23 protein-coding genes and 1 tRNA gene are annotated in these 25,933 nt (G+C 52.2%); 20 read left to right on the top strand and 4 right to left on the bottom strand.

All coding sequences use genetic code 11. The features are described 5' to 3' along the window. Window positions 1-75: 75 nt before the first annotated feature. The 12 genes from GCWU000342_RS00835 to asnB all read left to right on the top strand — a co-directional run bounded on the left by GCWU000342_RS00835 (window position 76) and on the right by asnB (window position 15,121). Window positions 76-855 carry an ABC transporter permease gene (locus GCWU000342_RS00835; protein ID WP_006905256.1) on the top strand — a complete coding sequence of 260 codons (780 nt, stop codon included), beginning with the start codon at window positions 76-78 and terminating at the stop codon, window positions 853-855. Then, window positions 834-1,622, top strand: a complete 789-nt coding sequence (locus GCWU000342_RS00830; protein ID WP_006905255.1) for an ABC transporter ATP-binding protein — start codon at window positions 834-836, stop codon at window positions 1,620-1,622. Before GCWU000342_RS00835 ends, GCWU000342_RS00830 begins: the two co-directional genes overlap by 22 nt. 47 nt (window positions 1,623-1,669) lie before the next feature. Continuing rightward, window positions 1,670-2,719, top strand: coding sequence for an ABC transporter substrate-binding protein (locus tag GCWU000342_RS00825; RefSeq protein WP_006905254.1), 1,050 nt, complete (start codon window positions 1,670-1,672; stop codon window positions 2,717-2,719). Window positions 2,720-2,950: 231 nt separating this feature from the next. Continuing rightward, on the top strand, window positions 2,951-4,489 hold the full coding sequence (locus tag GCWU000342_RS00815; protein ID WP_006905252.1) for a sensor histidine kinase: 1,539 nt from the start codon (window positions 2,951-2,953) through the stop codon (window positions 4,487-4,489). A 37-nt stretch (window positions 4,490-4,526) separates the two neighbouring features. Next, window positions 4,527-5,192 (top strand): response regulator transcription factor, encoded by a 666-nt coding sequence (locus GCWU000342_RS00810; protein ID WP_242649984.1) that lies wholly within the window; start codon window positions 4,527-4,529, stop codon window positions 5,190-5,192. Between the two features lie 133 nt (window positions 5,193-5,325). Continuing rightward, a complete protein-coding gene (locus tag GCWU000342_RS00805) occupies window positions 5,326-6,147 on the top strand; it encodes a sugar phosphate isomerase family (RefSeq protein WP_045000066.1) in 822 nt (273 codons plus the stop codon). A gap of 163 nt (window positions 6,148-6,310) precedes the next feature. Next, complete coding sequence (gene nagA / locus GCWU000342_RS00800) at window positions 6,311-7,504, top strand: N-acetylglucosamine-6-phosphate deacetylase (RefSeq protein ID WP_006905249.1); 1,194 nt, start codon at window positions 6,311-6,313, stop codon at window positions 7,502-7,504. Window positions 7,505-7,654: 150 nt separating this feature from the next. Continuing rightward, window positions 7,655-8,215 (top strand): hypothetical protein, encoded by a 561-nt coding sequence (locus GCWU000342_RS00795; protein ID WP_156784457.1) that lies wholly within the window; start codon window positions 7,655-7,657, stop codon window positions 8,213-8,215. A 36-nt stretch (window positions 8,216-8,251) separates the two neighbouring features. Continuing rightward, complete coding sequence (locus GCWU000342_RS00790) at window positions 8,252-8,833, top strand: hypothetical protein (RefSeq protein ID WP_045000061.1); 582 nt, start codon at window positions 8,252-8,254, stop codon at window positions 8,831-8,833. Window positions 8,834-9,065: 232 nt separating this feature from the next. Beyond that, window positions 9,066-11,342 carry a DEAD/DEAH box helicase gene (locus tag GCWU000342_RS00785; protein WP_006905245.1) on the top strand — a complete coding sequence of 759 codons (2,277 nt, stop codon included), beginning with the start codon at window positions 9,066-9,068 and terminating at the stop codon, window positions 11,340-11,342. 191 nt (window positions 11,343-11,533) lie between these two features. Further along, a complete protein-coding gene (locus GCWU000342_RS00780; protein WP_006905243.1) occupies window positions 11,534-12,895 on the top strand; it encodes a CapA family protein in 1,362 nt (453 codons plus the stop codon). A 342-nt stretch (window positions 12,896-13,237) separates the two neighbouring features. After that, a complete protein-coding gene (gene asnB, locus GCWU000342_RS00775) occupies window positions 13,238-15,121 on the top strand; it encodes an asparagine synthase (glutamine-hydrolyzing) (protein WP_006905242.1) in 1,884 nt (627 codons plus the stop codon). 281 nt (window positions 15,122-15,402) lie between these two features. Here the strand turns inward: asnB and GCWU000342_RS09830 are convergent, their stop codons facing one another. After that, window positions 15,403-16,032 carry a 4'-phosphopantetheinyl transferase family protein gene (locus tag GCWU000342_RS09830; protein ID WP_169304653.1) on the bottom strand — a complete coding sequence of 210 codons (630 nt, stop codon included), beginning with the start codon at window positions 16,030-16,032 and terminating at the stop codon, window positions 15,403-15,405. 206 nt (window positions 16,033-16,238) lie between these two features. On the opposite strand from GCWU000342_RS09830, the gene GCWU000342_RS10365 reads away from it, so the two are divergent. The 4 genes from GCWU000342_RS10365 to GCWU000342_RS00755 all read left to right on the top strand — a co-directional run bounded on the left by GCWU000342_RS10365 (window position 16,239) and on the right by GCWU000342_RS00755 (window position 19,497). After that, window positions 16,239-16,388, top strand: a complete 150-nt coding sequence (locus GCWU000342_RS10365) for a hypothetical protein (RefSeq protein ID WP_006905240.1) — start codon at window positions 16,239-16,241, stop codon at window positions 16,386-16,388. A 62-nt stretch (window positions 16,389-16,450) separates the two neighbouring features. Continuing rightward, a complete protein-coding gene (locus tag GCWU000342_RS00765; RefSeq protein WP_044960673.1) occupies window positions 16,451-16,930 on the top strand; it encodes a methylglyoxal synthase in 480 nt (159 codons plus the stop codon). Between the two features lie 17 nt (window positions 16,931-16,947). After that, entirely contained in the window at window positions 16,948-17,781 is an 834-nt protein-coding gene (locus GCWU000342_RS00760) for an exodeoxyribonuclease III (RefSeq protein ID WP_006905238.1), read from the top strand. 171 nt (window positions 17,782-17,952) lie between these two features. Next, window positions 17,953-19,497 (top strand): hypothetical protein, encoded by a 1,545-nt coding sequence (locus tag GCWU000342_RS00755; protein ID WP_045000059.1) that lies wholly within the window; start codon window positions 17,953-17,955, stop codon window positions 19,495-19,497. A gap of 261 nt (window positions 19,498-19,758) precedes the next feature. On the opposite strand, the gene GCWU000342_RS00750 is transcribed toward GCWU000342_RS00755, so the two are convergent. After that, a complete protein-coding gene (locus tag GCWU000342_RS00750) occupies window positions 19,759-20,190 on the bottom strand; it encodes a DUF5684 domain-containing protein (protein ID WP_006905235.1) in 432 nt (143 codons plus the stop codon). Window positions 20,191-20,545: 355 nt separating this feature from the next. On the opposite strand from GCWU000342_RS00750, the gene rbr reads away from it, so the two are divergent. Together rbr and GCWU000342_RS00740 are read left to right on the top strand one after the other, a co-directional pair. Next, window positions 20,546-21,085 carry a rubrerythrin gene (rbr, locus tag GCWU000342_RS00745; protein ID WP_198015606.1) on the top strand — a complete coding sequence of 180 codons (540 nt, stop codon included), beginning with the start codon at window positions 20,546-20,548 and terminating at the stop codon, window positions 21,083-21,085. A gap of 80 nt (window positions 21,086-21,165) precedes the next feature. Next, entirely contained in the window at window positions 21,166-21,543 is a 378-nt protein-coding gene (locus GCWU000342_RS00740; protein WP_044960664.1) for a desulfoferrodoxin family protein, read from the top strand. A 135-nt stretch (window positions 21,544-21,678) separates the two neighbouring features. Here GCWU000342_RS00740 and GCWU000342_RS00735 read toward each other — a convergent pair whose 3' ends face one another. Together GCWU000342_RS00735 and GCWU000342_RS00730 are read right to left on the bottom strand one after the other, a co-directional pair. Further along, window positions 21,679-23,592 (bottom strand): NAD(+) synthase, encoded by a 1,914-nt coding sequence (locus tag GCWU000342_RS00735; RefSeq protein WP_006905232.1) that lies wholly within the window; start codon window positions 23,590-23,592, stop codon window positions 21,679-21,681. Between the two features lie 290 nt (window positions 23,593-23,882). Then, a tRNA-Arg gene (locus tag GCWU000342_RS00730) sits at window positions 23,883-23,956 on the bottom strand. A 197-nt stretch (window positions 23,957-24,153) separates the two neighbouring features. On the opposite strand from GCWU000342_RS00730, the gene ybaK reads away from it, so the two are divergent. Further along, on the top strand, window positions 24,154-24,639 hold the full coding sequence (ybaK, locus tag GCWU000342_RS00725) for a Cys-tRNA(Pro) deacylase (protein ID WP_006905230.1): 486 nt from the start codon (window positions 24,154-24,156) through the stop codon (window positions 24,637-24,639). Between the two features lie 135 nt (window positions 24,640-24,774). Further along, window positions 24,775-25,932, top strand: a complete 1,158-nt coding sequence (locus GCWU000342_RS00720) for a THUMP domain-containing class I SAM-dependent RNA methyltransferase (protein ID WP_006905229.1) — start codon at window positions 24,775-24,777, stop codon at window positions 25,930-25,932. Window position 25,933: the final 1 nt, after the last annotated feature.

The following is a 25,933-nucleotide window of genomic DNA, read 5'->3' as shown; positions in this document are numbered from 1 at the left end:
GATGATCTGATTCTCATTTTGGGGATGGGTATAAGGATGAGGAATCGTGTCTTTTGTCTTTGACAGGGGGATAAAATGAAGCATAAATCTAAGACCCGGTGGAATCTGATACCCAAGTGGGTGTGGCTTTTGATTTCATTGGGGGTAGCTCTTGCCCTGTGGCTGTTCGCCTCCTCTCGCTGGCCGATTATATTTGCCAATCCGGAACAGGTCTGGCAGGTCTTTCTGGAGAAGGGGGTGCACAGCACGATTCTCTGGGAGCATGTCTGGGCATCTCTGTCCCGGGTGCTCACCGGTTTCGGGATTGCCTTTCTGCTGGCAATTCCCATTGCTTTTCTCATGGCCTGGTATGAACCCTTCCAGAAAATTGTCGAGCCATGGATCCAGTTCGTGCGCAATATTCCGCCTCTCGCCTATGTCTTTTTGATTACGGCCGCCCTGGGCGTCGGGAACATGGGAAAGGTCACCGTTATCGTCATCGCGTCCTTTTTAGTTCAGGTTGTCACAGTTTACCAGGGGGTTAAAAGTGTGGACGTGACCCTGATTAAGGCAGCCAGGGTGCTGGGCGCCAGGCAGAGCGACATCTTCTTCAAGGTGACGATTCCAGCGGCGACTCCCTATATTCTGGTCGCGGCGAGACTTGGCCTTTCCACCTCTCTGACTACGCTGATGGCCTCAGAAATCGTCGGCGGAGACAGAGGTCTGGGTATGATGATTCAGAAGGCGAGCGGTTACTATCAGATGGATATTGTCCTTCTGGGAATTATCGTTCTGGGAGTCATTGGAATCGCGTTTGAGAAGATTGTCAGGGGACTGGAGAGGAGATTCACAGGATGGCAGGAGACAATTCAGTAAAGGTAGAGATCCGGGATCTCGTCAAAAAATTTCAAACGAGAAATGGAGAGGTGGTCGCCTTAAATGGCGTCGATTTATCCATTCAGGATAAGGAATTTGTCTGCGTCGTGGGTCCCTCCGGATGCGGGAAATCCACCCTCTTGAACATGATCGGGGGGCTGGATACTCCGACGAGCGGGGAGATTCTGGTGGACGGAAAGGAGGTTGACGGGCCCAGTCCCAAAAGAGGCATTGTCTTTCAGCAGTACGCTCTCTTCCCCTGGCTTACCGTCGAAAAAAACGTACAATTCGGCCTGAAATTGCAGGGGATGCCCAAAGAAAGGATGGAGCAGGTCACTGAGAAGTATCTCAGGGCCGTGGGGCTTGAGAACTTTGCCCATTCCTATCCCAAGGAGCTGTCAGGGGGCATGAAGCAGAGGGTAGCGATTGCCAGGGCCTACGCGGTCAATCCGGAGGTTCTTCTGATGGATGAACCCTTCGGAGCCCTGGATGCGCAGACCCGGGTGCAGCTGCAGACGGAGCTCCTGGAGACCTGGGAACATGAGCAGAAGACTTGTTTTTTTATCACGCATGATGTGGAGGAGGCGATCATCCTGGCACAGCGGGTGGTAATTATGTCTGCAAGGCCCGGCAGGGTCAAGGATATCGTCGATATCGACATTCCATATCCAAGAGATCAGGCGACCAAGATGAGTCCGAGATTTCTGGAGCTGAAGAACGATATCTGGGGTCAGGTATACGAGGAGTATTTGGAGGTTCGCAAATAAGGATCGGGAAGCCTTGTTGCGTCACACAACTTTTAAAGGGGGTCACAATGAAAGCAAAGCGAATTCTGGCAACGCTGGCACTGGCCGGCGCGATGGTTCTGACGGCATGCGGAGGTCAAAAGTCTTCCGATAATCAGTCCCAGACCAAGACGGAGGGGATCAAGAAGGAGTATACGCCGGCAACAGTCCGCGTGGCTTATATGCCAAATCTGGGATCTGCGTCCTCTCTCTTTACGGCAATGGACCAGGGGTATTTCAAGGAAGTGGGACTGGATGTAAAGCCCGTGCAGTTCCAGGGAGGACCGGCGGAGATCACGGCGATGGCATCCGGGGACATCGACATTTCTCAGATCGGCCATGGGGCGCACGCCTTGTGCATCGAGGGGAAAGCTAAGATCTTCCAGATGGACAGCACCACTTCCCTGGCAGACGAGGTGGTAGCCAACAAGGCGCACGGGATCAACAAGAAGGAGGACTTAAAGGGCAAGACGATCGCGGTTGCCTCCGGCACCTCTTCGGAAGTAATCCTCCGCGCAATTCTGGAGTCCGCCGGACTCAAGGAGAGCGACGTCAATTTAGTTGAGATGGCAGTGGACGGCATGACGACAGCCATGGTATCCGATAAGGTGGATGCCTGCGCTACATGGAGTCCCAATACGGTGACGTTAAAGAAAGCCATGGGGGATAAGTACCTGAGTCTGGGAAGCAATGCGGATTACCTGGACAAGGCAACCTTCCCGTCCAGCTTTATCACGACGGAGGCCTATGCGCAGAAGAATGAGGACGTTCTCGTTCGCTTCTCACAGGCCATCAACAAGGCGCATATCTACCGCGCGGACCATATCGACGACGTAGCCAAGTCTGTGGCAAAGCACATTGACGCTCCGGAAGAGACCCTGCTCGCTTCGACCAAGGAGGGCGACTGGACGACGATCAATCAGATCGCCGGTGACAAGGCGGCCCTGCAGAAGGTCTATGAGACCCAGCAGAATGTCTTTATCGGGAACGGACGCATCAAGGAAAAGGTTGAGACCGATAAATATGTCCTGTATGATATCATGCAGAAGGGATATGAAGCATCTAAGAATTCCAAGTAAGTCGGAGAGCTTCTTGACGGATGCGCACAGGCCGGAGTCGCTTTCTGGGACTCCGGTTTTTATGTATGCACCCGTCGCTGTTTATGACAAGAGAGGGCTCGCGAAGCGTGAATTCCTTTGTTTTCAGGAAGGGCTCGCGAAGTGTGAATTCCCTTGTTTTCAGGGAGGGTTCGCGAAGCGTGAATCCCTTTGCTTTCAGGAAAGGCGAAAAGAGAGCGGGAGAGGTGAGCAATGCTGATCATTGTTGTGACAATCAGTACCTTTGTAGTGCTCTTTACGACGATCATGCGCAGGCACTCTTTTCCCCTGGTCCTTTCCGTCATGAATGTCGCCAATCTCCTGCACGTCTCATGCATTGTTCTCTACATTGCCATCATGGGAGGGCTGGCGTCCAGAGATGTGCGCCTTCTCTTTCTCAATGAGCGGATCATGCGCTGGATGCACCAGCTTCCCGTCAATCTCTATCATCTCGGCTATCTGACCAGTGTGTCCAGGCTCATGGTCCCCTGTTTTCTCGTCATGACGGCCCTTGCCCTGAGTATGAACCGATACATCCGCGATCAGCGCCGCAAGATATACCTTTTTGCCGTGGCGCCGACACTTTTGCTGGCCATGCTCTACTATCCGGACATTTACAAGTGGATGATCTACAGGCAGATTCACATGCTGTCTCTTCTGGTGCGGTGCTCCTTTGCCTGGATTGTGGCGGAGCTTCTTGTGTCATTCGGGATTCTTCTGTATGAGTACTACGAGATATCGATTCCGGTCTTTCGCAAGAATTTCCTCTATATTCTCATCGCGATCGTCAGCCAAATGCTTGTCTATCTGATTTTTGCCACCAAGGACCCGGCGCAGATCTATAATCTCTTTATCACGGAATATCTGAATCTGGGAATCAGCAACTATATCAGTCCTTCCCTGAGCAGCACGGGCTGGGATATATTGATCCTTCTTGTCATTGCGGGGGCGCTGATCGGAGCCTGGGGGATTGTGCGCTATGAGCATTTTCAGTACTCGGAGGAGAGGGAATACGCGGTGCTGGAGAAGCAGTTTTCGGCGGCGGATATGGGGATATCTGTCTTCGCGCACAGCATGAAAAACCAGATACTCTCCGCGCAGGTTCTTCACAAGCGCATGCGAAGGGAGTTGCGCAAGGACAAGCCAGACCTGCGGCAGCTGAAGGACTATGAAGAGGAGATGGCCAGACTCAACGACAGCATGAAAGCGCACATCGATGAGTATTACGCCACAATCAACAGCAAGCATCTGATCCTGGCATTGACGAATGCAAGGGAAGTCGCGGACGCGGCGATCAGCAAATTTCATGAGAAATATCCCGGTGTCAGTATCAGGAGAGATTTCCAGACCGGGAACAGGGTCCTGGTCGACTTCTCTTTATTTTCGGAGGCTATCTATAATCTTCTGGTCAATGCCTGCGAGGCGACCGCGGGGATTGAGGGGCCGGCCAGAATCAGCCTGACGATTCGAGCGGAGAGAATGTGGGTTGTGTTCGCTGTCACAGATAATGGAATCGGGGTTCCAGATAAAATGCGGCGGAAGATCTTTCAGCCTTTTTTAACCAGTAAGAGCAAGGATTCCAGCTGGGGGATGGGGCTTTTTTACACCAATCGAATTGTGCGTCAGCACATGGGACATCTCCGCATGGAGAGCAAGAGCGGAGAAGGAAGCACGTTTATGATCTTATTGCCCGCGCTTACGGCAGGCAGGAAGCCGGAGATGAGGGCAGCCGGCAAAAAGGAAGGAAATTAAGGGACCAATGATGTCAGAGGGCAGGAAGATTCGAGTGATGGTGGCGGAAGACATTCCGATTCTGCGGGAGGATTTTGCCGAGATCATCGGGGCGGAGCCGGATATGGAACTGCTTGCTGCGGCCAGAAGCGGGTCGGAAATCTGCCGCCTGGTCGAGGAGGCAGGAGAACTGCCGGATATCATACTGATGGACATCGAGATGGAGACGCTGACTGCAGGGATTGACGCGTCGGAGACCATTCACGGGCGGCATCCGCAGATTCGAATTGTCTTTATGACGGCGCATGAAGCCGATGAGATGATTAATTCCGGTATGGGAACCGGGGCGGTGGATTATGTGATCAAGGGCTGTGACGATCAGGTTCTCCTGGATCATATCCGAAAGGCCTACCGGGGAGTTTCGGTTTTAGACAGCCGGATTCAGCAGTCCATTATGCGCGAGTACACCAGGCTGCGAAAAAGCGAGCACTCTTTAGTCTTTCTGCTCAACAACGTGACGCAGCTGACGCCGACGGAAAAGGAGATCGTCTCCCTTCTTTTGGAGGACAAGAAGGTCAGGGAGATCGCCCAGCTGCGGAATGTGGAGCTCGTGACAGTCAAGACGCAAATCAAGAGCCTGCTCAACAAATTTGGCTGTCACAGGAGCAGGGAGATTGTGGAGCTGATCCGTCAAATGAATCTGGAGAGCTTCTTTCGCAGGTGACAGGCTATGAGTGAGGGAAAAGGAAAAGGGAACCGGCCATAGGCAGAATGAAGTAAAACGGGGCTCTGCCACGGGTGAGAGGAAATAAAGAAGAGACAGGTCATGGGCAGAGGGAATGAGAGAAGGAGGAAAAATGAGCGGGAATTACTTTCAGATTTCTGAGGAGAGGCTTGGAGAGGGCGCGAAGATCCCCATTCTGAAATTAGGGGATTCCGGAGAGGTCTTCTATGAAATTGCCCTGGAAATGGCAGACGAAATTGAGAAGAACAATCAGGCGGGCAAGAAGACGGTTTTTATCTGCCCAGTGGGACCGGTGGGCCAGTATCCGATTTTTGTCCGCCTGGTCAACCGGCGCGGGATTTCTCTGAGGGATTGCTGGTTTATCAATATGGATGAGTATCTCAATGATGATGACAGCTATATTGACATTGAAGATCCTCTCTCTTTCAGAGGGTTTATGAATCGGGAAGTCTATTCCAAAATTAATCCGGACCTGGTCATGCCCCCTGTGCAGAGAATCTTTCCGGACCCCGCGGACTGCGGCAGGATACACCGTTTGATTGAGGAGCTGGGAGGAGTTGATATCTGCTTTGGCGGAATTGGAATCAATGGTCATCTGGCCTTCAATGAGGCAGAGGACAACCTGCCCGCAGAGGAGTTCGCCAAGCTTCCGACAAGGGTGCTGGATATCAGCCAGGAGACACGGACGGCTAACGCGATCGGCGACAGGAATGGGGCAATCGACGCCATGCCTCGACGGGCCGTTACCATCGGAATCTGTGAGATTCTCGCGGCCAGGAAGGTCAGACTGGGCGTCTTTCGCGACTGGCACAGAGCTGTGATCCGCCAGGCCGCTTACGGGCAGGTCAGCGGGCACTTCCCGGCCACGCTGCTGCAGGGACACGCGGATGCTTTGATTATTGCCAACCAAAACGCTGCCAGGCAGCCTTTTTAATGCCCAGAGGGATGCGGTCCCTCTAAGCTAAAAAAGGACAGGCTGCGGCAGGAGACAGAGGTGAAGAAACCCAAATCAGATGCCGAATCAGAGGCCTGAGAATGAATTTATCTTGGCCAAAAGAAATCTGGAAGGATCCTTATAGGACAGGGGATAAGGAAGAATGAGAAGAAGACTGGTAAAAAATGTGAGGATTTATCGAGAGGGAGACTTCTTTTGGGGAAGTCTTTGGATTTCCAACGGCAGATTCGAGCGGATTCGTCCGGATGAAGAGGCCGCCTTCATGGAGTCCGCCGGGGGAGAGGAAGTCCTGGACGGACGGGGCATGATGCTGGTTCCCGGCTTTATTGATCTTCATACCCATGGGGCCGTCGGGATTGACGTCAATGCTGCGGATAAAGAGGGCTTGAAGAAAATCGCGGCGTTTTTTGCAACGCAGGGGGTTACAGCCTGGAACGCAAGCATTGTCACAGACAGCATTGAGAGGACGGATCGATGCCTGGCAGTGATCCGGGATGTCAGCAGAGAAAGGGGCTATGGAGCCCAGCTCTTAGGAGCTCATCTGGAGGGGCCCTTTTTGTCAGAGGAATACAGGGGTTCCATGCCGAGGGACCTGCTGAGGGAGGGAGATGAAGATCTTCTGAATCACTACAGAGAAATCGCAGAGGGAAGCATCCGATACATCACTCTGGCTCCTGAAGTAGCCGGAGTCATGCCCATGCTCAAGAAGATCGCGGGGGACATTCCGGTTGCCATCGGACATTCCGGGGCCAGCTATGAATTGAGTATGGAGGCAATCGAAAGTGGGGCCAGGGCGATCACGCATACCTTTAACGGTATGATCCTCTTTCACCAGCACAGACCTGGTCTGATGGGGGCTGCCCTGGAGAGCGACTGTTACTGCGAGGCCATCTGCGACGGAAGGCATTTACATCCAGGTACCGTTCGTATGCTGATCAAATGTAAGGGCCTGAACAGGGTGGCTGCCATTACGGACAGCATTATGGCCGCCGGGCTCCCGGACGGGAACTATCAGCTGGGGGTAAATGATGTCGTCGTCGTTGACGGGGACGCCAAGCTGGTATCCAGCGGCGTCAGAGCGGGAAGTACGCTGACGATGGCGCAGGCTTTTCGCAATCTGCTTGCATTCACAGGAAGGTCCCCGGGGGAGATCATTCCTCTGCTCAGCAGCAACCCGGCAGACCTTCTTGGAATCGCGGATCGGAAGGGACGGATTCAGGAGGGGATGGACGCGGATTTCGTTCTCCTGGACGATACATATCGGGTGCAAGTGACCGTAGTATCAGGGGAAATTGTCTATCGGAAATCTTGTGGTCCGGATGGGAATCCAGTATGATTTTTTAATTTGTTTTTCGGAGAGAACAAGTGCCGATTGCCCCGGCTCTTGTGTTTTTATAGCTATAGATGATCTTTGATAGCGCTGTCGGGGATGATTCTTGCTGGCATAGTCAAAGATAATTTCAAGTGTCCTTGTCAGAGATGATCTTTGATGGTACTGTTGGTGATGGCTCCTGTCGGCATGATCGGGGATGATTTTTGGTGGAATGTAAGAGGGGAGAAAAGAGACTTGCATGATATGATGATAGCTTTGCTCACAGAGAAACCCTGGATCATCATCTTTGTTTTGTGGGTTGCGTTTTGTGTCAGCATGATTCGGCTTCGCTTTGTGGAGAAGCGGAAGAGGACGGCATTCCAGAAGATTCGATCCATTGAGCATGCGGAGGGCGTATCTAAGCTCTATCTCGAGGTCGAGGATGCCTGCGGTCAGTTCGTTCAAGTTAAGCTGCGCGATGCTGAGACGGATAAGGCTTTTCCAGTGCTTCTCAATAACAAGATTCTGACACCTGCCATTCTTCTGCCGGAGGGGAAATTTCTGTTGGATTTTCAGGTTAAAATCCGGGATGATGTGACAGGCTGGGCGAAGAAGCTGGAGAGGAAGAATTGCCCCGTTGAGGTTTATTTGGGCAGAGATTTCAAACTTGTCTTTAACGCGCAGACACAGCAGGTCTATCAGGAGGAGCTTCCTCTGGCCCAAAAGGAGTCTTAGGTCAGTTAAGGGAAATGCAGCATTAAGGAGGAGATGATGACAGAGATACGCTATAATCTTGTAGACAATTGGCAGAAGAAAGAGCTTGACTTGCAGACCCTTGAGCAGGCTCTGGAGAACGGATCCGCAGGCCCCTACACCGATCGGGTCTTTTCTTCGATAGGAGGCAAGTGGAAAAAATACAGTAAGCGAGGCGTTTCCAACTTGTATCTGCTCAAGGAAATGGAGGATGACGGTCTTGTCTGCGCCTACTATGCCTATTCCATCAGGGACGGAGTGATCGGTGAGGATATTTTGGCCAAAATTCGCTCGGTCTGCGCGGAATCTCTGGGCGGAGGCGAGATGTACGCCAAATGCTCCGACTCCAGTCCGGATGGCTGGTTGGATACCAATCCGGAGTTTTTGACTAAATTGGTCAGTCAGGGGAAGGCGGATCTGCTGTATGAGTATTTAAACGCAGAGCTCTATTCTGAGGGGATTGTCCTGACCAGCCGCGGCATGAAGGGAAGAAAGAAAGACCGGCTGGCAGCCTCCGCAGTAGCCTGGGGAGTCAAGGACAAGGGGCTCTTTAATAAGGGATCCTACTACAGCGTATTGATCAATAATGATGTCCTGTGAGGTGCAGGCGGAGTGTGAGAACTCAACCGAAAACAGATATATCGTGATCGAAAATCCCGTCGTACAGTTTTGTCCGGCGGGATTTTTGTTGGCGATTATGGGATGCTCGCGGCGCGTGTATCCTGTTGTTTTGTTTCACCGGGATTTTTCGCGCCGCTTTTGATTCACATGGGAATATGTGTATCATAGGAAAGGGGATCGGAAGGATCTGAGATAAGAGCAAGAGGAAGCCATGGCAAAAATCGCAAGTCCAAATTTCGGACAGATGAAATTCATCCTTTCAGAGGTCAGGGAGCTGGATCAGAGTTTGAAGCAGATACAGGATCTGGACCAGGTACAGATCGAGGAATTAAAGCGCCGCCTTAAGTCCCTGCGTCTTGTCCAGGCAAAGAAGGAGCTGGAGTCGATCCCGATCGAGCGGCTGTCAGATGTGGATAAGAATATTCGGGTGTCAGTCCTGCGCGGGGCCGGCATTGAGAATATCGGTCAGATCTCCCGTTATGCCAATTTTGAGCTGGAGCGCATCTCCGGGATCGGGGAGGATAACAGGCGGCGAATTCGCCAGGCGGCAGACAGCTTCATCGCAGGTATGGCCAGGGTCAATACCGTGCGTCTGCACGCGGACGCGCCTGATCAGGAGGAGCTGGATGTAATCCAGTCTCTGTATATGCGTATCCACCTGGTCGGACCGGTTCAGGAGGCAAAGAGACTCTATGTGGATACCCATGCGTCCCTGGAGCAATGCCTGTCCGCCATCCTGGTCAAGGGGAGTCTGCACTGGTTTCTTGCCTCGCGGTCTAAGAAGGAGTCCACGGTTAGGGGATATGATCTTTTAAACAAGCTCCTGGAGGATGGCTACCGTGATCGCTGCAAGCGCCTGAGAGAGGAGCTTGTCACCGTCTCCGCGGCGCAGGAAAAGACCATTCTTGAGGATTATCAGAAGAATGCGGCGGCCTATTACGCCGCATTGGAGAAGGCCGATACGGGTTTTCAGATAGCGACGGGGGATCTTACATTTCCGCGGCAGCTGGCGGACGAGGTTCGCGGGGAAGCTTTGGATACCAGCCTGCTCAGGGAGGAGACGACACTTCGCGCCTATCAGGAATTTGGAGCCCGCTATATACTGCACCAGAAAAAGGCCTTTCTCGGGGATGAAATGGGCCTGGGGAAAACCCTGCAGGCGATTGCGGCCATGGCCTCCCTTGAGAGCGGCCTGGAGGGGGAAATAAAGGCATCAGCGCTTTCTGAGGATGATCATCGGAGAAATCAGGGACATTTTCTGGTCGTCTGCCCGGCCGGACTCTTGATCAACTGGGAGCGGGAAATTCGCAAGTACAGCAGCCTTTCGCCCCTGGTCATTCATGGCAGGAGCAGGGATGAGGCCGGAAGGGTCTGGATTGAAGAGGGAGGCGTAGCGGTCAGCAACTATGAGACGATGGATGAACTGTGGGAGATGCTCCCTGATCAGTTTTCCATTGATCTGATGGTGGTGGATGAGGCCCATTATGTAAAAAATCCCAAGGCCAAGCGAAGTATTTACACGAGGAAGCTGACAGAGCTGACGGATCGCCTGATCTTTATGACGGGGACGCCCCTGGAGAACAATGTGTATGAGTTCTGCAGTCTCTTGCTCTGGCTGAACCCGCAGCTGGGTCATGAGGCGCAGAAATACAGCTATATGTGTGACGCGCCTGCCTTTCGCGAGATGATCGCACCGGTCTATCTGCGCCGCAAGCGCGAAGATGTCCTCCGGGAGCTGCCGGATCTGATTGAGGAGGACGATTGGTGTCCGATGTCTAAGGAGGACAGGGATGCTTACTGCGAGATTCTCATGGATCCAAAGGGGAGTTTTCCCGGCCTGCGCCGGGTGGGCTGGCAGACCAGGCAAGCGGACCAGTCGGCCAAGGGAATTCGCCTTCTGGAGATCTGCCGCGCGGCGGCCGAGGAGGGACGGAAGGTTCTGGTTTTCTCATTCTTCCTCGATACCTTATCCAAAGTACAGAAGCTGTTGGGTGACCAATGTCTGCCCCTGATTACAGGTTCGGTCAATGCCGAGACGCGTCAGAATATCATCGACCGCTTTCGCGACGCAAGGCCGGGCAGTGTTTTAGCCTGTCAGATTCAAGCCGGCGGAACCGGTCTCAATATACAGGCGGCCAGCGTGATTATTTTCTGCGAGCCCCAGATCAAACCCTCCCTGCAGGAACAGGCCATCGGTCGGGCCTATCGCATGGGGCAGGTGCGCAATGTCCTGGTACGTCACCTCCTCTGCGAGGGGACCGTGGATGAGCGAATCCGAGACCTCCTGGAGAGGAAGCGGGACATCTTTGAGAACTACGCGGACAGCTCAGTCATGGGAGAAGAGAATCGAAGAGGCGATCATCAGCCGATCATACAGGATATTATTGAGGAGGAGAGAAGAGCGCATGGAGTGGGAGCGCAGGAGGACGGGGAAAAGCGCCGGGGCACGATGGAGCAGGAAGCAGAAGATTGCGGAGATCCCATGTAGAGGCGGATGAAGAAAGGGCGCAGTGAATACAGAGGATACGAGCGGGGACAGACCGGGACAGGTGTCGTCTTCGACTTTCGCGGCCGGAGAAATTATAATAAAATAATGAAAGCGCAAAGGGGCAAAAAGATCTGTAAAGAGGCGCCTTAGAGCGATTGGTTAAGGGGACATAGAAGCAGTCAGGAGATGTCATGAGAGAGTATAAGGAGTCGGAAGAGAAAAGAGAGCGGGGGATGGGCAGGGGTCTTCGCCTGGGAAGAAATCTGATTCTTCTCCTGCTGACACTGGTAATCATCCTCTTCTTTATGTTCTTCTATGTCCGGTCAATTCTGGGACAGTTTCTGGCCACACATCCGGATCCGGGCATTTCCGACCAGGAAGCTCCGAAGGAGCCGGCGGATGACGGGAGGATTCGAATCACCGCAAGCGGAGATATCATCTATCACGACAGCTTAATTCAGGGAGGCAAGACACAGGACGGCTATGATTTCAGCTCCAATTATGCCTCTGTCAAAGCTCTGATCTCTTCGGCGGATCTGGCGATCGGCGACTTCGAGGGAGTGGTGACTGAGCAGGTCAAGCCGGCAGGATACCCCAATTTCAATGCGCCCGGTCAGGTCGTTTCGGCGATCAAAGACGCGGGCTTTGATGTGATGGATCTGGCAAACAATCACATTTTGGACCAGGGAATCCACGGGGCTTTAGATACCAGGCAAGCCTTCGAGGACGCTGGCATTTCCACAATCGGGATCAAAGACGACAAGGACAGTATCCTGATCAGGGAAGTGAAGGGGATCAAGGTCGCTATTCTGGGCTTTTCCTACGGATATAACAACAAAAACGGAGCCGGCAAGGGGGTTACGGCTGTGCAGAGGCAGCAATATATGCAGATGCTGGATGAGAATTATGTCAAGGAGAAGATCCAGACAGCCAGGCAGCAGGCGGATCTTGTGATTGTCATCCCCCACAAGGGCACGGAATACTCGGAGAAGGTCTCCAAGGCGGATCAGACGCTCTATCATAAGATGATTGACTGGGGGGCTGACCTGATATTCGGGGGGCATCCCCATGTGGTACAGGCCACAGAAAAAGTGACAAGGGATGGCCAGGACAAGTTCATCATCTATTCCATGGGAAATCTTCTCTCCAATCAGGTGAAGGAGGTCATGGGAAACGATAAGAGTCAGCGGGGGACAATCATTGAGGCGGTGCTCAAGAAGGATGCCTCCGGCCAGCTGATGATCGAGGATGTGCTCTCGCATCCGGTCTGGGTGCAGAGGACGGAGAAGGGCGCCGCCGCGGATGCGGCTGGTAATGCCGCAAGCGGGAAATCCGGGACAGAAAAGAGCACAGGCAAAAAGACGGCAGCTAAGAGTAAGTCTTCTGCTAAGCTCTATGATATAAAAACCCTGCTCTGCACGGATTACATGGAGGGAGGCCCCAATCAGGACCAGGTCGACGACAGTGAGCGGGAGGCGATTAAGGCAGCTTATGAAGCAGTTCAGAAGACGGTATCCGCCGATGGGGAGGGGTCTGTCTGGAAGAATCGCTAAACGATCAGGGGATCGACAGAGAATCAGTGGATCGACAGAAAATCAGGGGATCGACAGAAAATCAAGGGGTCGACAGAAAATCAAGGGGTCGACAGAAAATCAAGGGACCAGTAGAAGATCGAGCGAAAATATGAGAGCTCTGTTCTGACGGAACGAGCGAAAGAAGATAAGATCAGCTGTTTACCGGAGTCTGAAAGGACGAGAGGGGAAGAATACCAATCAAAAGGGAAAGAAGGTCCATCAAGGGAGAAGTTAGCTGCCAAAGAAAAAGAATCATGTATAATAGAGCAGATTTGTTTTTGAGTGATTTCGCCGGGACTCCGGCGAGGAGAGGTAATTGCTATGTGTGGTATTGCCGGATATGTAGGTCGGTCTCTGGTTGATCCTGAACAGAGGAAGCAGGTCCTGACGGATATGATGGATATGATCGTTCATCGGGGGCCGAACAGCGCCGGTCAGTTCATAGACGACAGGGCGGCCATGGGATTTCGCCGCCTGTCCATCATTGACTTAGAGGGGGGCAACCAGCCCATTTACAATGAAAATGAGGATAAGGTCATTACCTTCAACGGGGAGATCTACAACTTCCCCGCTTTAAAGAAGACTCTGATCGCGGCCGGACATCGCTTCTCTACCAAGGCGGACACGGAGGTCATTCTCCACGGCTATGAGGAGTGGGGAACCGATGTGGTCAAAAAGCTGCGCGGCATGTTCTCCTTCGTCATCTATGACAGGAAGACGGGGGAGCTGTTCGGAGCAAGAGACCATTTCGGGATCAAGCCCTTCTACTACAGTCTGCTCGACAACGGTGATTTCCTCTACGGGTCTGAGATCAAGTCCTTCCTTCCCTATCCGGCCTTTGAGAGAAAGCTGAATAAAAAGGCCTTAAAGCCCTTCCTCTTCTTCCAGTATTCGGCTATGGACACGGAGACCTTCTTTGAAGGGGTCTATAAACTTCCGGAAGGCCATTGTTTCACACTCAAAGATGGCAAGATGCAGATCCGCAAGTTCTGGGACATGAATTTCAGGGAGGGGAGAGAGTCCCTGGATGAGATCGTCGATGAAATCGATGACGCCGTGGTCGAGTCGGTCAACGCCCACCGGATTGCGGATGTCGAGGTGGGATCATTCCTGTCCTCCGGCGTGGATTCCTCCTTCGTGGCGGCGGTTTTAAGGCCGGATAAGACCTATTCGGTCGGATTCGACAAGACCTACAACGAGGCTATGTACGCCGAGAAGCTGGCGGACCATCTCCATATCAATCACAGTTCCCGCGTGGTATCCGCGGATGAGGCCTTTGAGGCATTCCCAAAGATTCAGTGGTATCTGGATGAGCCGGACGCCAATCCCTCCTGCGTTCCCCTCTATTTCCTGTCTGAACTGGCCAGCCGGGAGTTAAGGGTGGTTATGTCCGGGGAGGGGGCGGATGAGCTCTTTGCAGGCTATCAGGATTACGGCCCTTACACCAAGGTAGAGGCAGTGATTGTCCTGGCAAATATCTTAAAGCACCTGCCCAAGCCTTTTCGAAAGGGACTTCTGCGTCTTCTGAAGAAGAGCAAGAGGAATTTCCGGGGCAAGCTTGAGATCGTGCGAAGCTTGGATGAGCCCCGCAATTTCTTCGTCGGTCAGGCCAAGATCATGGAGGAGAGCGAGGCGGAGGCCCTGCTGACCGCACCCTATCGCAAGTCCAAGTCGGTCAGGGAGATTCTGGACCCGATTTTCGACCGGTCTCGCGGCTTGTCCAATACTAAGCAGATGCAGTACAACGACATACACCACTTTATGACCAAGGATATTCTTCTCAAGGCGGATAAGATGTCCATGGCTCATTCTCTGGAGCTTCGCGTGCCCCTCCTGGACAGAAAGCTGGCAGAGGTGGCTGAGAAGGTGCCTACCCCCTATCTGATCAAGGGAAAGACATCCAAGTTCGCCTTCCGCCAGGCGGCTTCCCGTCACCTGCCCAAGGAGTGGTTCAACCGCAAGAAGATGGGCTTTCCAACCCCCATCAAGGCCTGGCTTGAGACAGAGACCTACTATAAGCAGGTTCGCGAGCTCTTTGCCATGGACTTTGCCGGGGAGTTCTTTGATCAGGCTGCCATTTTAAAACTTCTGGATGATACCTATGCCAAAAAGGTCAATGGCCGCCGCAAGGTCTGGACGATTTTCACTTTTCTTACCTGGTATAAGGCATATTTTATCGACTGGCAGCCCAGGAGGAGCGCCTGAGGACTTTTTTTGGTATCATGCCTGACCAAGAAAAAAGCGTCTGAGGTTCTTTTCGGCGTCATGCTGCACAAGGGAAGCGCTTGAGGCCTTTTCGGCATCATGCCTGACCAAGAAAAGCGTCTGAGGTTCTTTTTGGCGCCATGCAGCGCAAGGGAAGCGCTTGCGATCTATTTCGGCGTCATGTCGCCCAAGAAGAAAGCCTGAGATTTAATTCGGCATTATGCCGCCGGGGATAGGGTACAATCAGATTTGCCATACCGTCACAATGTTATTTTGCCTGTTCACTGCCTTGTCTGCTGAACAGGCAAAATTTTTATGCTGTCAATGACCTTTGCTGAGCACAGGCTTATGATGTGACCGTCGGGGAGATGTCCCTGGGCGAGATAATAGTCTTTTCTCTGAAAACGAACGGGCAGGAGGGGATAAAAGAGAGGAGGATACTTTGCGGCAGGGGGAATTGCGGCGGCGGCAGAGAGTCGGAAGCTGACGCGGTAAATATCGGAGTTGAGTCCAAGTCCGGTGCACTTAGCCAGAGCCTCTTTACAGGTCCACAGGTGGGAGAAGGACAGGTGATCAGAGGAGGCAAGCATTTTTGCCTCTTCCTCTGTTAAGACCCTGGATAAGAGGGCTGGGCTGACGCCGCGGGGCATTTCCGCGTCAATGCCGATCTCGCTGTCAGAGAAGGCGCAGGCGACCAATCCGGGGCAGTTGGTCAAGCTGAAGTGAATCTGAGGGTGATCTGACAGACGGGGCTTGCCATGGGGACCGAGAAGAATGTGTCCGGAATTGCCGGAGCCGGGGCCCAGGCCCTCATGGTCCCCGCGATATTCTAAGGCACGAGAAGAGAGGGTAAGACCGTAGATCTGGCGGAGACCATGACTTAACAGGTTCAGACCCCAGCGGTGCATCATGGCGTCAGCTCCCTTGCGGGGAAGGGGGGGAAAAGTTTTTATATATAGGATAATCAGGCTCATTCGGGAGACACTTTCTGTTAACATATCCGGTCAATGAAGGCCAACCGGCTATGTTAAAATGTTACCACAGTTGAAAGGGACAGAAGAAGCTCAGGGATAAAAACAACAGTTGGTATTTTCAGTGCGAGCAAGGTGAGATAAATATGGGTAAGAGGAAGCTTTCGGAAGAGGGGATACAGCTGCTTCGAGGGGATGTTTCGTCTTTGCAGGGAGATCAATTGAATGAAGTCCTGATCGGGGGAAGCAGGAAGGCATACGCGGAGCAGATATTTGCGCCTTTGAAAAATGCTTAAAATCTAGAGAAAAATCATTTATGATTTAGAAACAACCGTGTTTTATGACAGGAGGAACTTTGATGAATCATGAGTATATCCCCTTTACAATTCCAAGGCAGAAGCGGATCGCTTTGATTGCGCATGACGGAAAGAAACCTGAGATGATTGAGTGGTGTAAGGAGCATGTCTCCGAGCTCTCCAGGCATTTCCTCTGCGGGACAGGAACGACGGCCAGGTTGATCGCTGAGAACACAGACCTCCCGGTCAAAGCCTATAACTCGGGTCCTCTGGGTGGAGATCAACAGGTTGGAGCCAAAATCGTTGAGGGCAATATCGACTTGGTGGTCTTTTTTTCCGATCCACTGACAGCGCAGCCTCATGATCCTGATGTGAAAGCGCTTCTTCGTATTGCGGAGGTGTATGATATTCCGATTGCCAACAATCGTTCTACGGCAGATTTTATGATCACATCCAGGTATATGAATGAGGAGTATACTCACAATGTCCTTAACTTCCATAAGAATGTGGAGGATCGGGTTAAGGAGATGGCGGATCGGTAAGCGATACAGGAGTAACAATGAGATTTATATCATGGAATATTGATTCTTTGAATGCGGCTCTGACCGGAACATCAGCCAGAGCTCAGATGAGCGCGGCTGTTCTCGAGAAGATTGCCGGGATGAGGCCGGATTACTTTGCCATTCAGGAGACCAAACTGCCTGAGGCCGGGCCCAATCAAAAGCAGATGGAGATAATAGAGAAGCTATTCAGTGATTATGACTGTCACTATATCTCTTCCAGGCCTCCGGCGCGCAAGGGATATGCGGGAGTTATGATACTCGCCCGGCGGGATGCCGGACCTGTGCTTGAAGTGACGAAGCCGTCCATTGGAGCGCCGGACACCATGGATGTCGAGGGGCGTATCCTGACCATTGAGACGGCGGATTTTTTCTTCACGACTGTGTATACGCCAAATGCCGGTGACGGTTTAAGACGTCTGGATGATCGCCAGCAATGGGACGCCAGATATGCCGACTATCTGGCGGGGCTTGACGCGAGGAAGCCGGTCATTGCCTGCGGAGACTATAATGTAGCCCATGAGGAGATTGATCTGAAGAACCCGGATGCCAACCATATGTCCGCGGGTTTTACGGATCAGGAGAGAGAGGGATTTACCAGGCTCCTTGACCGGGGCTTTGCGGATTCCTTCCGCTGTCTGCACCGGGATCTGGCGGACGCCTATTCCTGGTGGGCACAGAGGGTCAAGAGCAGTAAAATCAATAATTCCGGTTGGAGAATCGACTATTTTCTGGTATCGGATCGAATCCTAAACAGGGTGAATTCCTCTGAAATGATTGATTCCGGGGCCAGACAGGATCACTGTCCGCTTCTTCTGGAGATTGATGTCTGACCGATCAGAGAGAATCTCCGCGGACTGCGCGGATTATGATCATTGCCTGTCCATGGAGGGCGGATTCAATTTCCTGTGAGGGAATCGTGCGATTATCGTGCGATTGTTGAAAAAGTCCGGGGCTGGCTGTTGGAGGAAAAGGGTTGCCATATAGGCAGGAGGGTCTACGCGATGGAAGAGAAAAAGGCTAATTCGTCCGGGGCGGATACATCTGCGGATCAGCAGGACATGCCTGAAGTGAATACATCTGCGGGTCAGCAGGATCCGTCTGAAGTAAATACATCTGCGGGTCAGCAGGATCCGTCTGAAGTGAATATATCTGCGGATCAGCAGGCTTCGTCTGAAACGGATATATCGATGGATCAGAAGGCTTCGTCTGAAATGGGTACATCGACAGGGAATCTGCCCGACGAAGAAGACCTGATCCGGGCAGCGTCTGAGGGAATGGCAGAAGAGGAGACATCAGCCTCCATGCGCTTGTCTCCTGAGCAGATGCGCAGCTATGAGGAAGAAGAGGAGAATCCGGAGGAAAGCCGGTTTTTACCTGCGGATCAGACAGGAAAACTGACGGATCATCCATCAGACAAAGGAGGACAGGGTCCTGTCAATCCGGATGAGACAGGCCGGAGCAAGAGAGGGCCAAGATGGCATCTGCGCTGGATCATCCCGCTTTTGCTTATCCTTTTGCTGGTAATTTGCGGTTTGATCTGGACCAGAAACAGGAAGACGAAGATCAGCGACGTCTTCGATGTTCGTTTCGAGGGCTATGACAGTCAGGGGGTTTTAAGCTATGATGCCGATAAGGTCAACGAGAAGATGATCCGCCTGGTCGGGAAGAAGGTTGGCCTTAAGAAAAATCAGATTGAGGACATGATCAATCGAAATACCGATGATCTGGAGTCCGAGCCCAAGTACCAGCAGGCAATTAAATATCTGGAGGGAACCAATATTGTCTTCGACAGGGAGAATGATCTGAAAAACGGGGATGTGGTCACACTTCGGATCACTTCTGATTATGAGTCCTCTCCCATTGCCGATGAGACGAAGACCTATACGGTCAGTGGCCTGACGCAGATGCAGGATATGACAGCGGAGCAGATTCTGGCTCAATATCCCGTTCGCTTCACCGGCTACAATGGCTACGGATGCTTAGACTATGATCAGAGCATTTACACAGTGGAGAAGGTTTATGATCACCTGTCCAATGGAGATCAGGTCGAATTGCCCCTCAGCAATCATTTCCTGGAGAGCGCCAGGAAGAATGGCAAGAAGCTGGCCAAAGAAAATGTGTCTCTGACGGTCAGCGGATTGAAGGAGATCAAGGATATCAGTGGGATTTCAGAGGTGACAGCCAGGATTGACGATCTGGCCAAGTCGGCGAACCAGGATCAGGACGGAGACTACCATAAGATCAGCTACAGCATCAAGCGCCAGAAGACCTTTATCTATTACCGCAATGGACAGATCAATATCATGAATATCTATCAGCTGGTGAAAAAAGAGAGCAGCAAAGATATTACAAGCGATCAGTGGACCGATGTGGAGAAGACGACCTTCTGCATCTATGGATACAGCAATCTCTCGATTCAAAACGACGCCATATCCACATCTGATCTGGAAGATCATGCCGGGAGCCTTTTCTCCACGGAGTATGTGGATTTGGCATCGGCAAAGGCAGATCTTGCGGCCAAAAATTACAGGGAGTTTTCGCTCTGATCCTGTGATAATTTAATTGTCCGGCTAAAAATGTAGATACTGGACTATAGAAGGAATTCGTTATCCACACGTTTTGTCCCATCATTCGCGGAATGTCATGCTTTATGCCTGCTCCATTTATCAAACAGAATATTATGCTTGGAGCCTGTTTCGTTTGTCAAAAAGAATGCCCTCGGCCGGAAGAGATCCGGACGAGGGCATTCTTCTTGAAATACCTTTTGATTTATGGAGAACAGGCGGAATGTTCGCCTACCTTCGTTATCACATTGTCTGCTCGAAGGATCCAACCTCTTTTTGATCTGCCAGGGGACCCTGGTAGCTGGAGGACTCAAAGCCAAGAATCAGGATGAAGATTGTGTTGAGGAAGATCAGGCCTACTGCGAATCCGGCGCCGTGACCGAAGGCCCTGGCCAGCTTTACCCAGAGCATAATGCCCATGACAATGTTGACGATGGGAACGAAAAGCAGGAGAAAGAGCCAGCCGTTGCCCATGGCAATCTTGAAGAGCTCGTAGGTGTTGAGAAGAGGAACAATGGATTTCCATCCTGCGATTCCAGCCTTGGTGAAGATTTTCCACATGGCCATGACGGTGATCACATAGAGGATGAGGCCCACAAACCAGTAGGCGGCGGCGAGGGCGATCAGAGCGGCTGCCATGCCGGTGTCATAAGCGGAATAAGCGTAATTGTACATTCATAACTCCTTTTTGTGTGGGTGCTGAAAAATCAGCAAGTCAATAGGATCGTGACAGATAGATAGCTGAGTGCCCCTATGTCAACAATGTGACGATTCTAACAAATATATATGAATAAATTATGTTCTCTCTACTCGAGTTAGAACAGAAGTCCTTTCAAGTCTGTTCACAGAGAATATTTCTCATGGATTAAATGGAGATTTCCCTGAAAGTCCTCGCAAACATTTCACCCTTGTTCCAAAATTAACACAAAAAAGATATAAATATATTGAAGCGGATACTCTAAAAAAGGATATAATAATGATAACAGTTCCTGAAAAGGGAACAAACATCTATTATACAAAGGAGGATATTATGGCAAACCGTTTCGCAGGAACAAAGACAGAAAAGAATCTTCAGGAGGCATTCGCCGGAGAGTCACAGGCCAGGAATAAGTATACTTTCTTCGCGTCCGTGGCCAAGAAGCAGGGATTTGAGCAGATTGCGGCTCTCTTCCAGAAGACGGCGGACAATGAGAAGGAACATGCCAAGCTCTGGTTCCGTCATTTGGGACTGCAGGGCGACACAGAGGCCAATCTGAAGGCCGCAGCCGAGGGTGAGAACTACGAGTGGACCGATATGTATGAGCGCATGGCTAAGGATGCGGAGGAAGAGGGCTTCGCGGATCTGGCAGCCCAGTTCAGAGCCGTTGGCGCGATTGAGAAGACGCATGAGGAGCGCTATCGCAAGCTTCTCCACAATGTGGAGATGAAGGAGGTCTTCAAGAAGTCTGAGGTTAAGGTATGGGAGTGCCGTAACTGCGGACACATCTGTGTTGGAACCGAGGCACCTGAGGTCTGCCCCGTTTGTCATCATCCGCAGGCCTTCTTCGAGGTTCGTGAAGAGAATTATTGAATTTTGTGTCTGACAGAATGGTAGCGGATCAGCCCCAAAAGGATAAGGAAATGATCTGCTGAGGGATAAAGGAGTGGACAATGTTATTTTACAGATGTAAGTCATGCGGTAACTTTGTGAGTTTTTTGGGAGAGAAGACGGCATGCACGCCCAAGTGCTGCGGGGAGGAAATGACAGAACTGACTGCCAATACCACAGACGCGGCACAGGAGAAACATGTTCCCGTTGTCAGTGTCGATGGAGATACCGTTACAGTGAAAGTCGGTTCCGTTGACCATCCTATGACGGAGGAACATCTGATCCAGTGGATTCTTCTTGAGACATCCCAGGGATACCAGAAGAAGGATCTTGCGGCTGGCCAGGCTCCCTGTGCTCAGTTCAAGCTGGCCGACGGGGAGAAGGCTCTTGTTGCCTATGCATACTGCAATTTGCATGGTCTCTGGAAGGCAGAGGCTTAAGAGAAGGTAATGTGGCAGGAAGGGTCTCTTGCGCATAGCTCTCGCCAGAAAAGTGAATGAGAGACAGGGATAAATAAGAAGTAACCGCCCCGTCACGCATACAGTGCTTATCTGTATGCGTGACGGGGCGGCTTTTCAGTTGAGTAAATCCAGCTCTTTCTCCCAGACTTCCATACACGCGTCAGAGGGCATGCGCAGATCGCCGCGGGGGGAGAGAGCAACAGATCCGACCTTTGGCCCGTCCGGCAGGGCGGAGCGCTTGAACTGCTGGGCGAAGAAGCGCCGGTAGAAGGTCTTTAGCCATTTGAGAATCGTCCTGGAATCGTAGCGGTCACAAAAGCTGATCCGGGCGATACGGTAGATCTTGGAGGGAGGGAATCCGGCGCGCAGCATATAGTACAAGAAGAAATCATGTAACTCATAGGGGCCGACCAGGTCCTCTGTCTTCTGGGAAATAAGGCCTTCTCTCGGGGGCAGAAGCTCCGGGCTGACCGGCGTGTCTAAAATGTCACGCAAAATGGCTGCCAGGGCATTTTCCCCGCAGCTGTCCGCATAGAAAGCGACTAGGTAGCGAACCAGCGTCTTGGGGATGGAGGCGTTGACGCCATACATAGACATGTGATCGCCATTGTAGGTCGCCCAGCCCAGAGCGAGTTCTGAGAGATCTCCGGTTCCGATGACCAGACCGCCGGTCTGATTGGCGATGTCCATGAGGATCTGAGTTCGCTCGCGGGCCTGGCTGTTCTCATAGGTGACATCATGAACCCGGATATCATGGCCGATGTCGGCAAAATGCTGGCTGACAGACGCCTTGATATCCACTTCCTTCAGAGCGGCTTTGAGCAGGCGGGTCAGCTGACAGGCATTGGTATAGGTACGATCTGTCGTGCCAAAGCCGGGCATGGTGACGCAGATGATATTCTCGCGGTTCAGACCGGCCAGATCAAAGGCTTTGACGGTGACAAGAAGAGCCAGTGTCGAGTCGAGACCGCCGGAAATACCGATGACGGCGGATTTAGCCCGCGTATGGAGCAGCCGCTTCTTGAGTCCCATGGCCTGGATGGTCAGAATTTCCTCACAGCGTTTGGCGCGAAGATTTTTGTCAGAGGGAACAAAGGGAGCCGATGGGAAGGTGCGGGTCAAACCGGTCTTAGTCAGATCCAGGGAAAAAGGCAGGGTCAGATAGTCGTCTCTGTCAGCTGCGGGATAGGTGGAGATCCGGCGGCGCTCCGCGGCCAGACGGTTCACATCGATCTCAGACAGAAGGGTCCCGTTGACAAAGCGGGGAGATTCAGCCAGGATAGATCCATTTTCCACAATCAGCTTATGGCTGCCGAAGACCAGATCCTGGGTGGATTCTCCGTCCCCGGATGAAGCATAGATGTAGGCGGAGACGGTGGAGGCAGAGTGAGCCATAAGCAGCTGGCGGCGATAAGCGGCCTTGCCGGTCATTTCGTCGCTGGCAGACAGGTTGACCAGGACAGTAGCGCCCGCCTCGGCGTGTGATGTGGAGGGGGGCGCGGGAACCCAGAGATCCTCGCAGATCTCGGCGGATACGATCAGGTGCGGAAGCTCCCGGCAGGCGAAGAGGAGATTGGTGCCAAAGGGAACCTGATCCTCCTGCCAGTCGGTCAGGTCGATCTCATCGGCTGCCGGGGTGAAATGCCGCAGTTCATAGAACTCATTGTAGTTGGGCAGATGCTTCTTGGGGACGAGACCGAGCAGATTCCCGCGGTTCAAGACAGCGGCGACATTATATAATTTGCACTTGTGCTCCCAGGGCAGGCCGATGAAAATGAGCGCATCTACGCCTTCTGTTGCCTTTGCGATACGCCCGAGTTCCTCTTTGGCCTGATCAATGAGGGCCTCCTGTAAGAAGAGATCGGAAGCGGTGTAAGAAGTGATGGCCAGTTCCGGAAAGACCATGATTTTAGCCCCGGCCAGGGCAAGCTCAGCGATCTGGTCCAGAATCCGATCGGCATTGTAATGGCAGGCCGCCACCTTGAGGTCAGGGGAGGCCGCAGCGACTTTGACAAATCCGTCTTTCATATGGTGCTCCTTGGAAGATGTTGCTATTCTCAACTATTTTGGCCGAAAGTGAAGAGGTTGACAAGGGATAGACGCATATATTCTGATGGCCGGGACAGGTGGATATATTCAGGGGAGGTATAGGCCAATATGTTATGGAGAGGATCTTCGAGAATATATCCAGGGAAAGGAAGCAATCCAAGGTATTTCAGGCAGGCGCTGATTGATTTTTATTGATACGTCTTACCCTGTAATCTCTATTTTGAAAAAAAAGCACTGCAATCTTAAGAGATTACAGTGCTCTGATCACACGTGCGTGAAGGGATTCGAACCCCCGACACCTAGTTCCGTAGACTAGTGCTCTATCCAGCTGAGCTACACACACATAAGCTGTCTCGTCGACAACAGAATGGATTATGACATAGACCCGTCGGATTGTCAAGGGAGCGCCTGCGCTATCGTATGCTACAGCCTGCTCTATCGTATGTGAACTTGCCATCAGAAAAAACAGAATGATGGTTTACCCTGTCCGGGAAGGCACATATAATAGAACAGTGAAAAGCACAGAAATTTGAGGGTCAGATGAGTAAGAAGGATGAGAAGACAAATGTAATGCGGCTCCTGGAGCAAAAGAAGCTGCGTTATGAGGCCTACAATTATGAGAAGCTGGGGCTGACCAATGGGAAGGAAATTGCCGAGGCCCTAGGAGAGGATCCCGACCGGGTATTCAAGACCCTGGTTACTGTCGGAAAGACGAAAGAGCACTATGTCTTTGTCATTCCGGTTTGCGCGGAGCTGGATCTCAAGAAGGCCGCCAAAGTGGTGGGGGAGAAGTCTCTTGCCATGCTGCCGCAGAAGGAACTGCTTCCTCTGACCGGTTATGTGCACGGCGGATGTTCCCCGATTGGAATGAAGAAGAGTTTTCCAACTGTGCTGCATGAAACGGCTGAGCAATATGAGACAATTCTCTTCTCCGGGGGCAAGGTGGGATTTCAGGTAGAGCTTGCTCCTTCCTCCTTGAAAAAGTTGATTCGGTTTTCCTTTGCGGACGTCACAGTCGATCAGTGAAGGTCATTCAGATGCCCTGTCTGAGGGGTGGGGGTTTGCGGATGCGTCCACAGGGCTCGGGCATATGCACGGGATGGGGTAAAAGCTGTCTGAGAGGTAAAATTCCGCGGATACGTCTACAGGGCGGGAGAGTACATGGAACAATTACAGATCGCGGCCCCCTGCCATTTTGGAATGGAGGCTGTTTTAAAAAGAGAGATCTACGATCTGGGTTATGAGATCAGCCGGGTCGAGGATGGAAGAGTTATTTTTGAGGGAGATTACGAGGCTTTGGCCTATGCTAATATTCACTTGCGAACGCCGGAGCGCATTCTGCTGGTCGTCGCCGAGTTTGAGGCGAGAAGCTGGGAGGAGCTCTTTCAGGGGATCAGGGGAATTGCCTGGGAGAACTATTTGCCAAAGGACGCCAAATTCTGGGTAACCAAGGCGACTTCGGTTAAGTCAGAGCTTTTTTCGACCAGGGATATTCAGTCCATTGTCAAGAGAGCCATGGTGGAGCGGATGAGCAAGGTCTATGGGATCTCACATTTTCCTGAGACGGGAGCGGAGTATCCCCTGCGCATTTTCATCATGAAAAACCGGGTGATGGTGACTTTGGATTCAACGGGACTTCCTCTGCATAAGCGGGGCTATCGCACGCTCACGTCGAAAGCGCCTTTATCTGAGACCCTGGCGGCGGGGCTTCTCATGCTGACTCCCTGGCATGCGGACCGGATTCTGATGGATCCCTTCTGCGGATCCGGGACCATTCTGATTGAGGCAGCTATGATGGCGGCGAATATTGCCCCGGGATTGGACCGGTCCTTTACAGGGGAACAGTGGACCAATCTGATTGATCCGCAGGTCTGGAGAGACCTTCGCGCCGATGCCAGGGGACAGATCAATCCGGACGTCAGGACGAATCTGCAGGGCTATGACCTGGATCCCAGGATGGTGGAAATCGCCCGTCAGAATGCCCGCAGAGCCGGAGTGGCCGATCTGATCCACTTTCAGCAAAGAGATGTCAGAGATACATCCCATCCCAAGAAGTACGGCTTTATTCTGACCAACCCGCCCTATGGCGAGCGGTTGGAGGATCAGAAGGACCTGCCGGAGCTCTATGCGGCGATCGGCCGCGCTTATCGCAGTCTGGATGACTGGTCTATGTATATCATCACATCCTATGAGGACGCGCAGAAATACCTGGGACGGAAAGCGGATAAGAATCGAAAGATATACAATGGTATGATTAAGACCTATTTCTATCAGTATCTGGGTCCCAAGCCGCCCAGGCGGAAGAAGCAGGAGAATTAAG

Source organism: Shuttleworthella satelles DSM 14600, assembly GCF_000160115.1.
GTDB classification, from domain to species: domain Bacteria; phylum Bacillota; class Clostridia; order Lachnospirales; family Lachnospiraceae; genus Shuttleworthia; species Shuttleworthia satelles.
The sequence above is the reverse complement of the archived record's forward strand: the minus strand, read 5'-3'. Positions and strand labels throughout refer to the sequence as shown.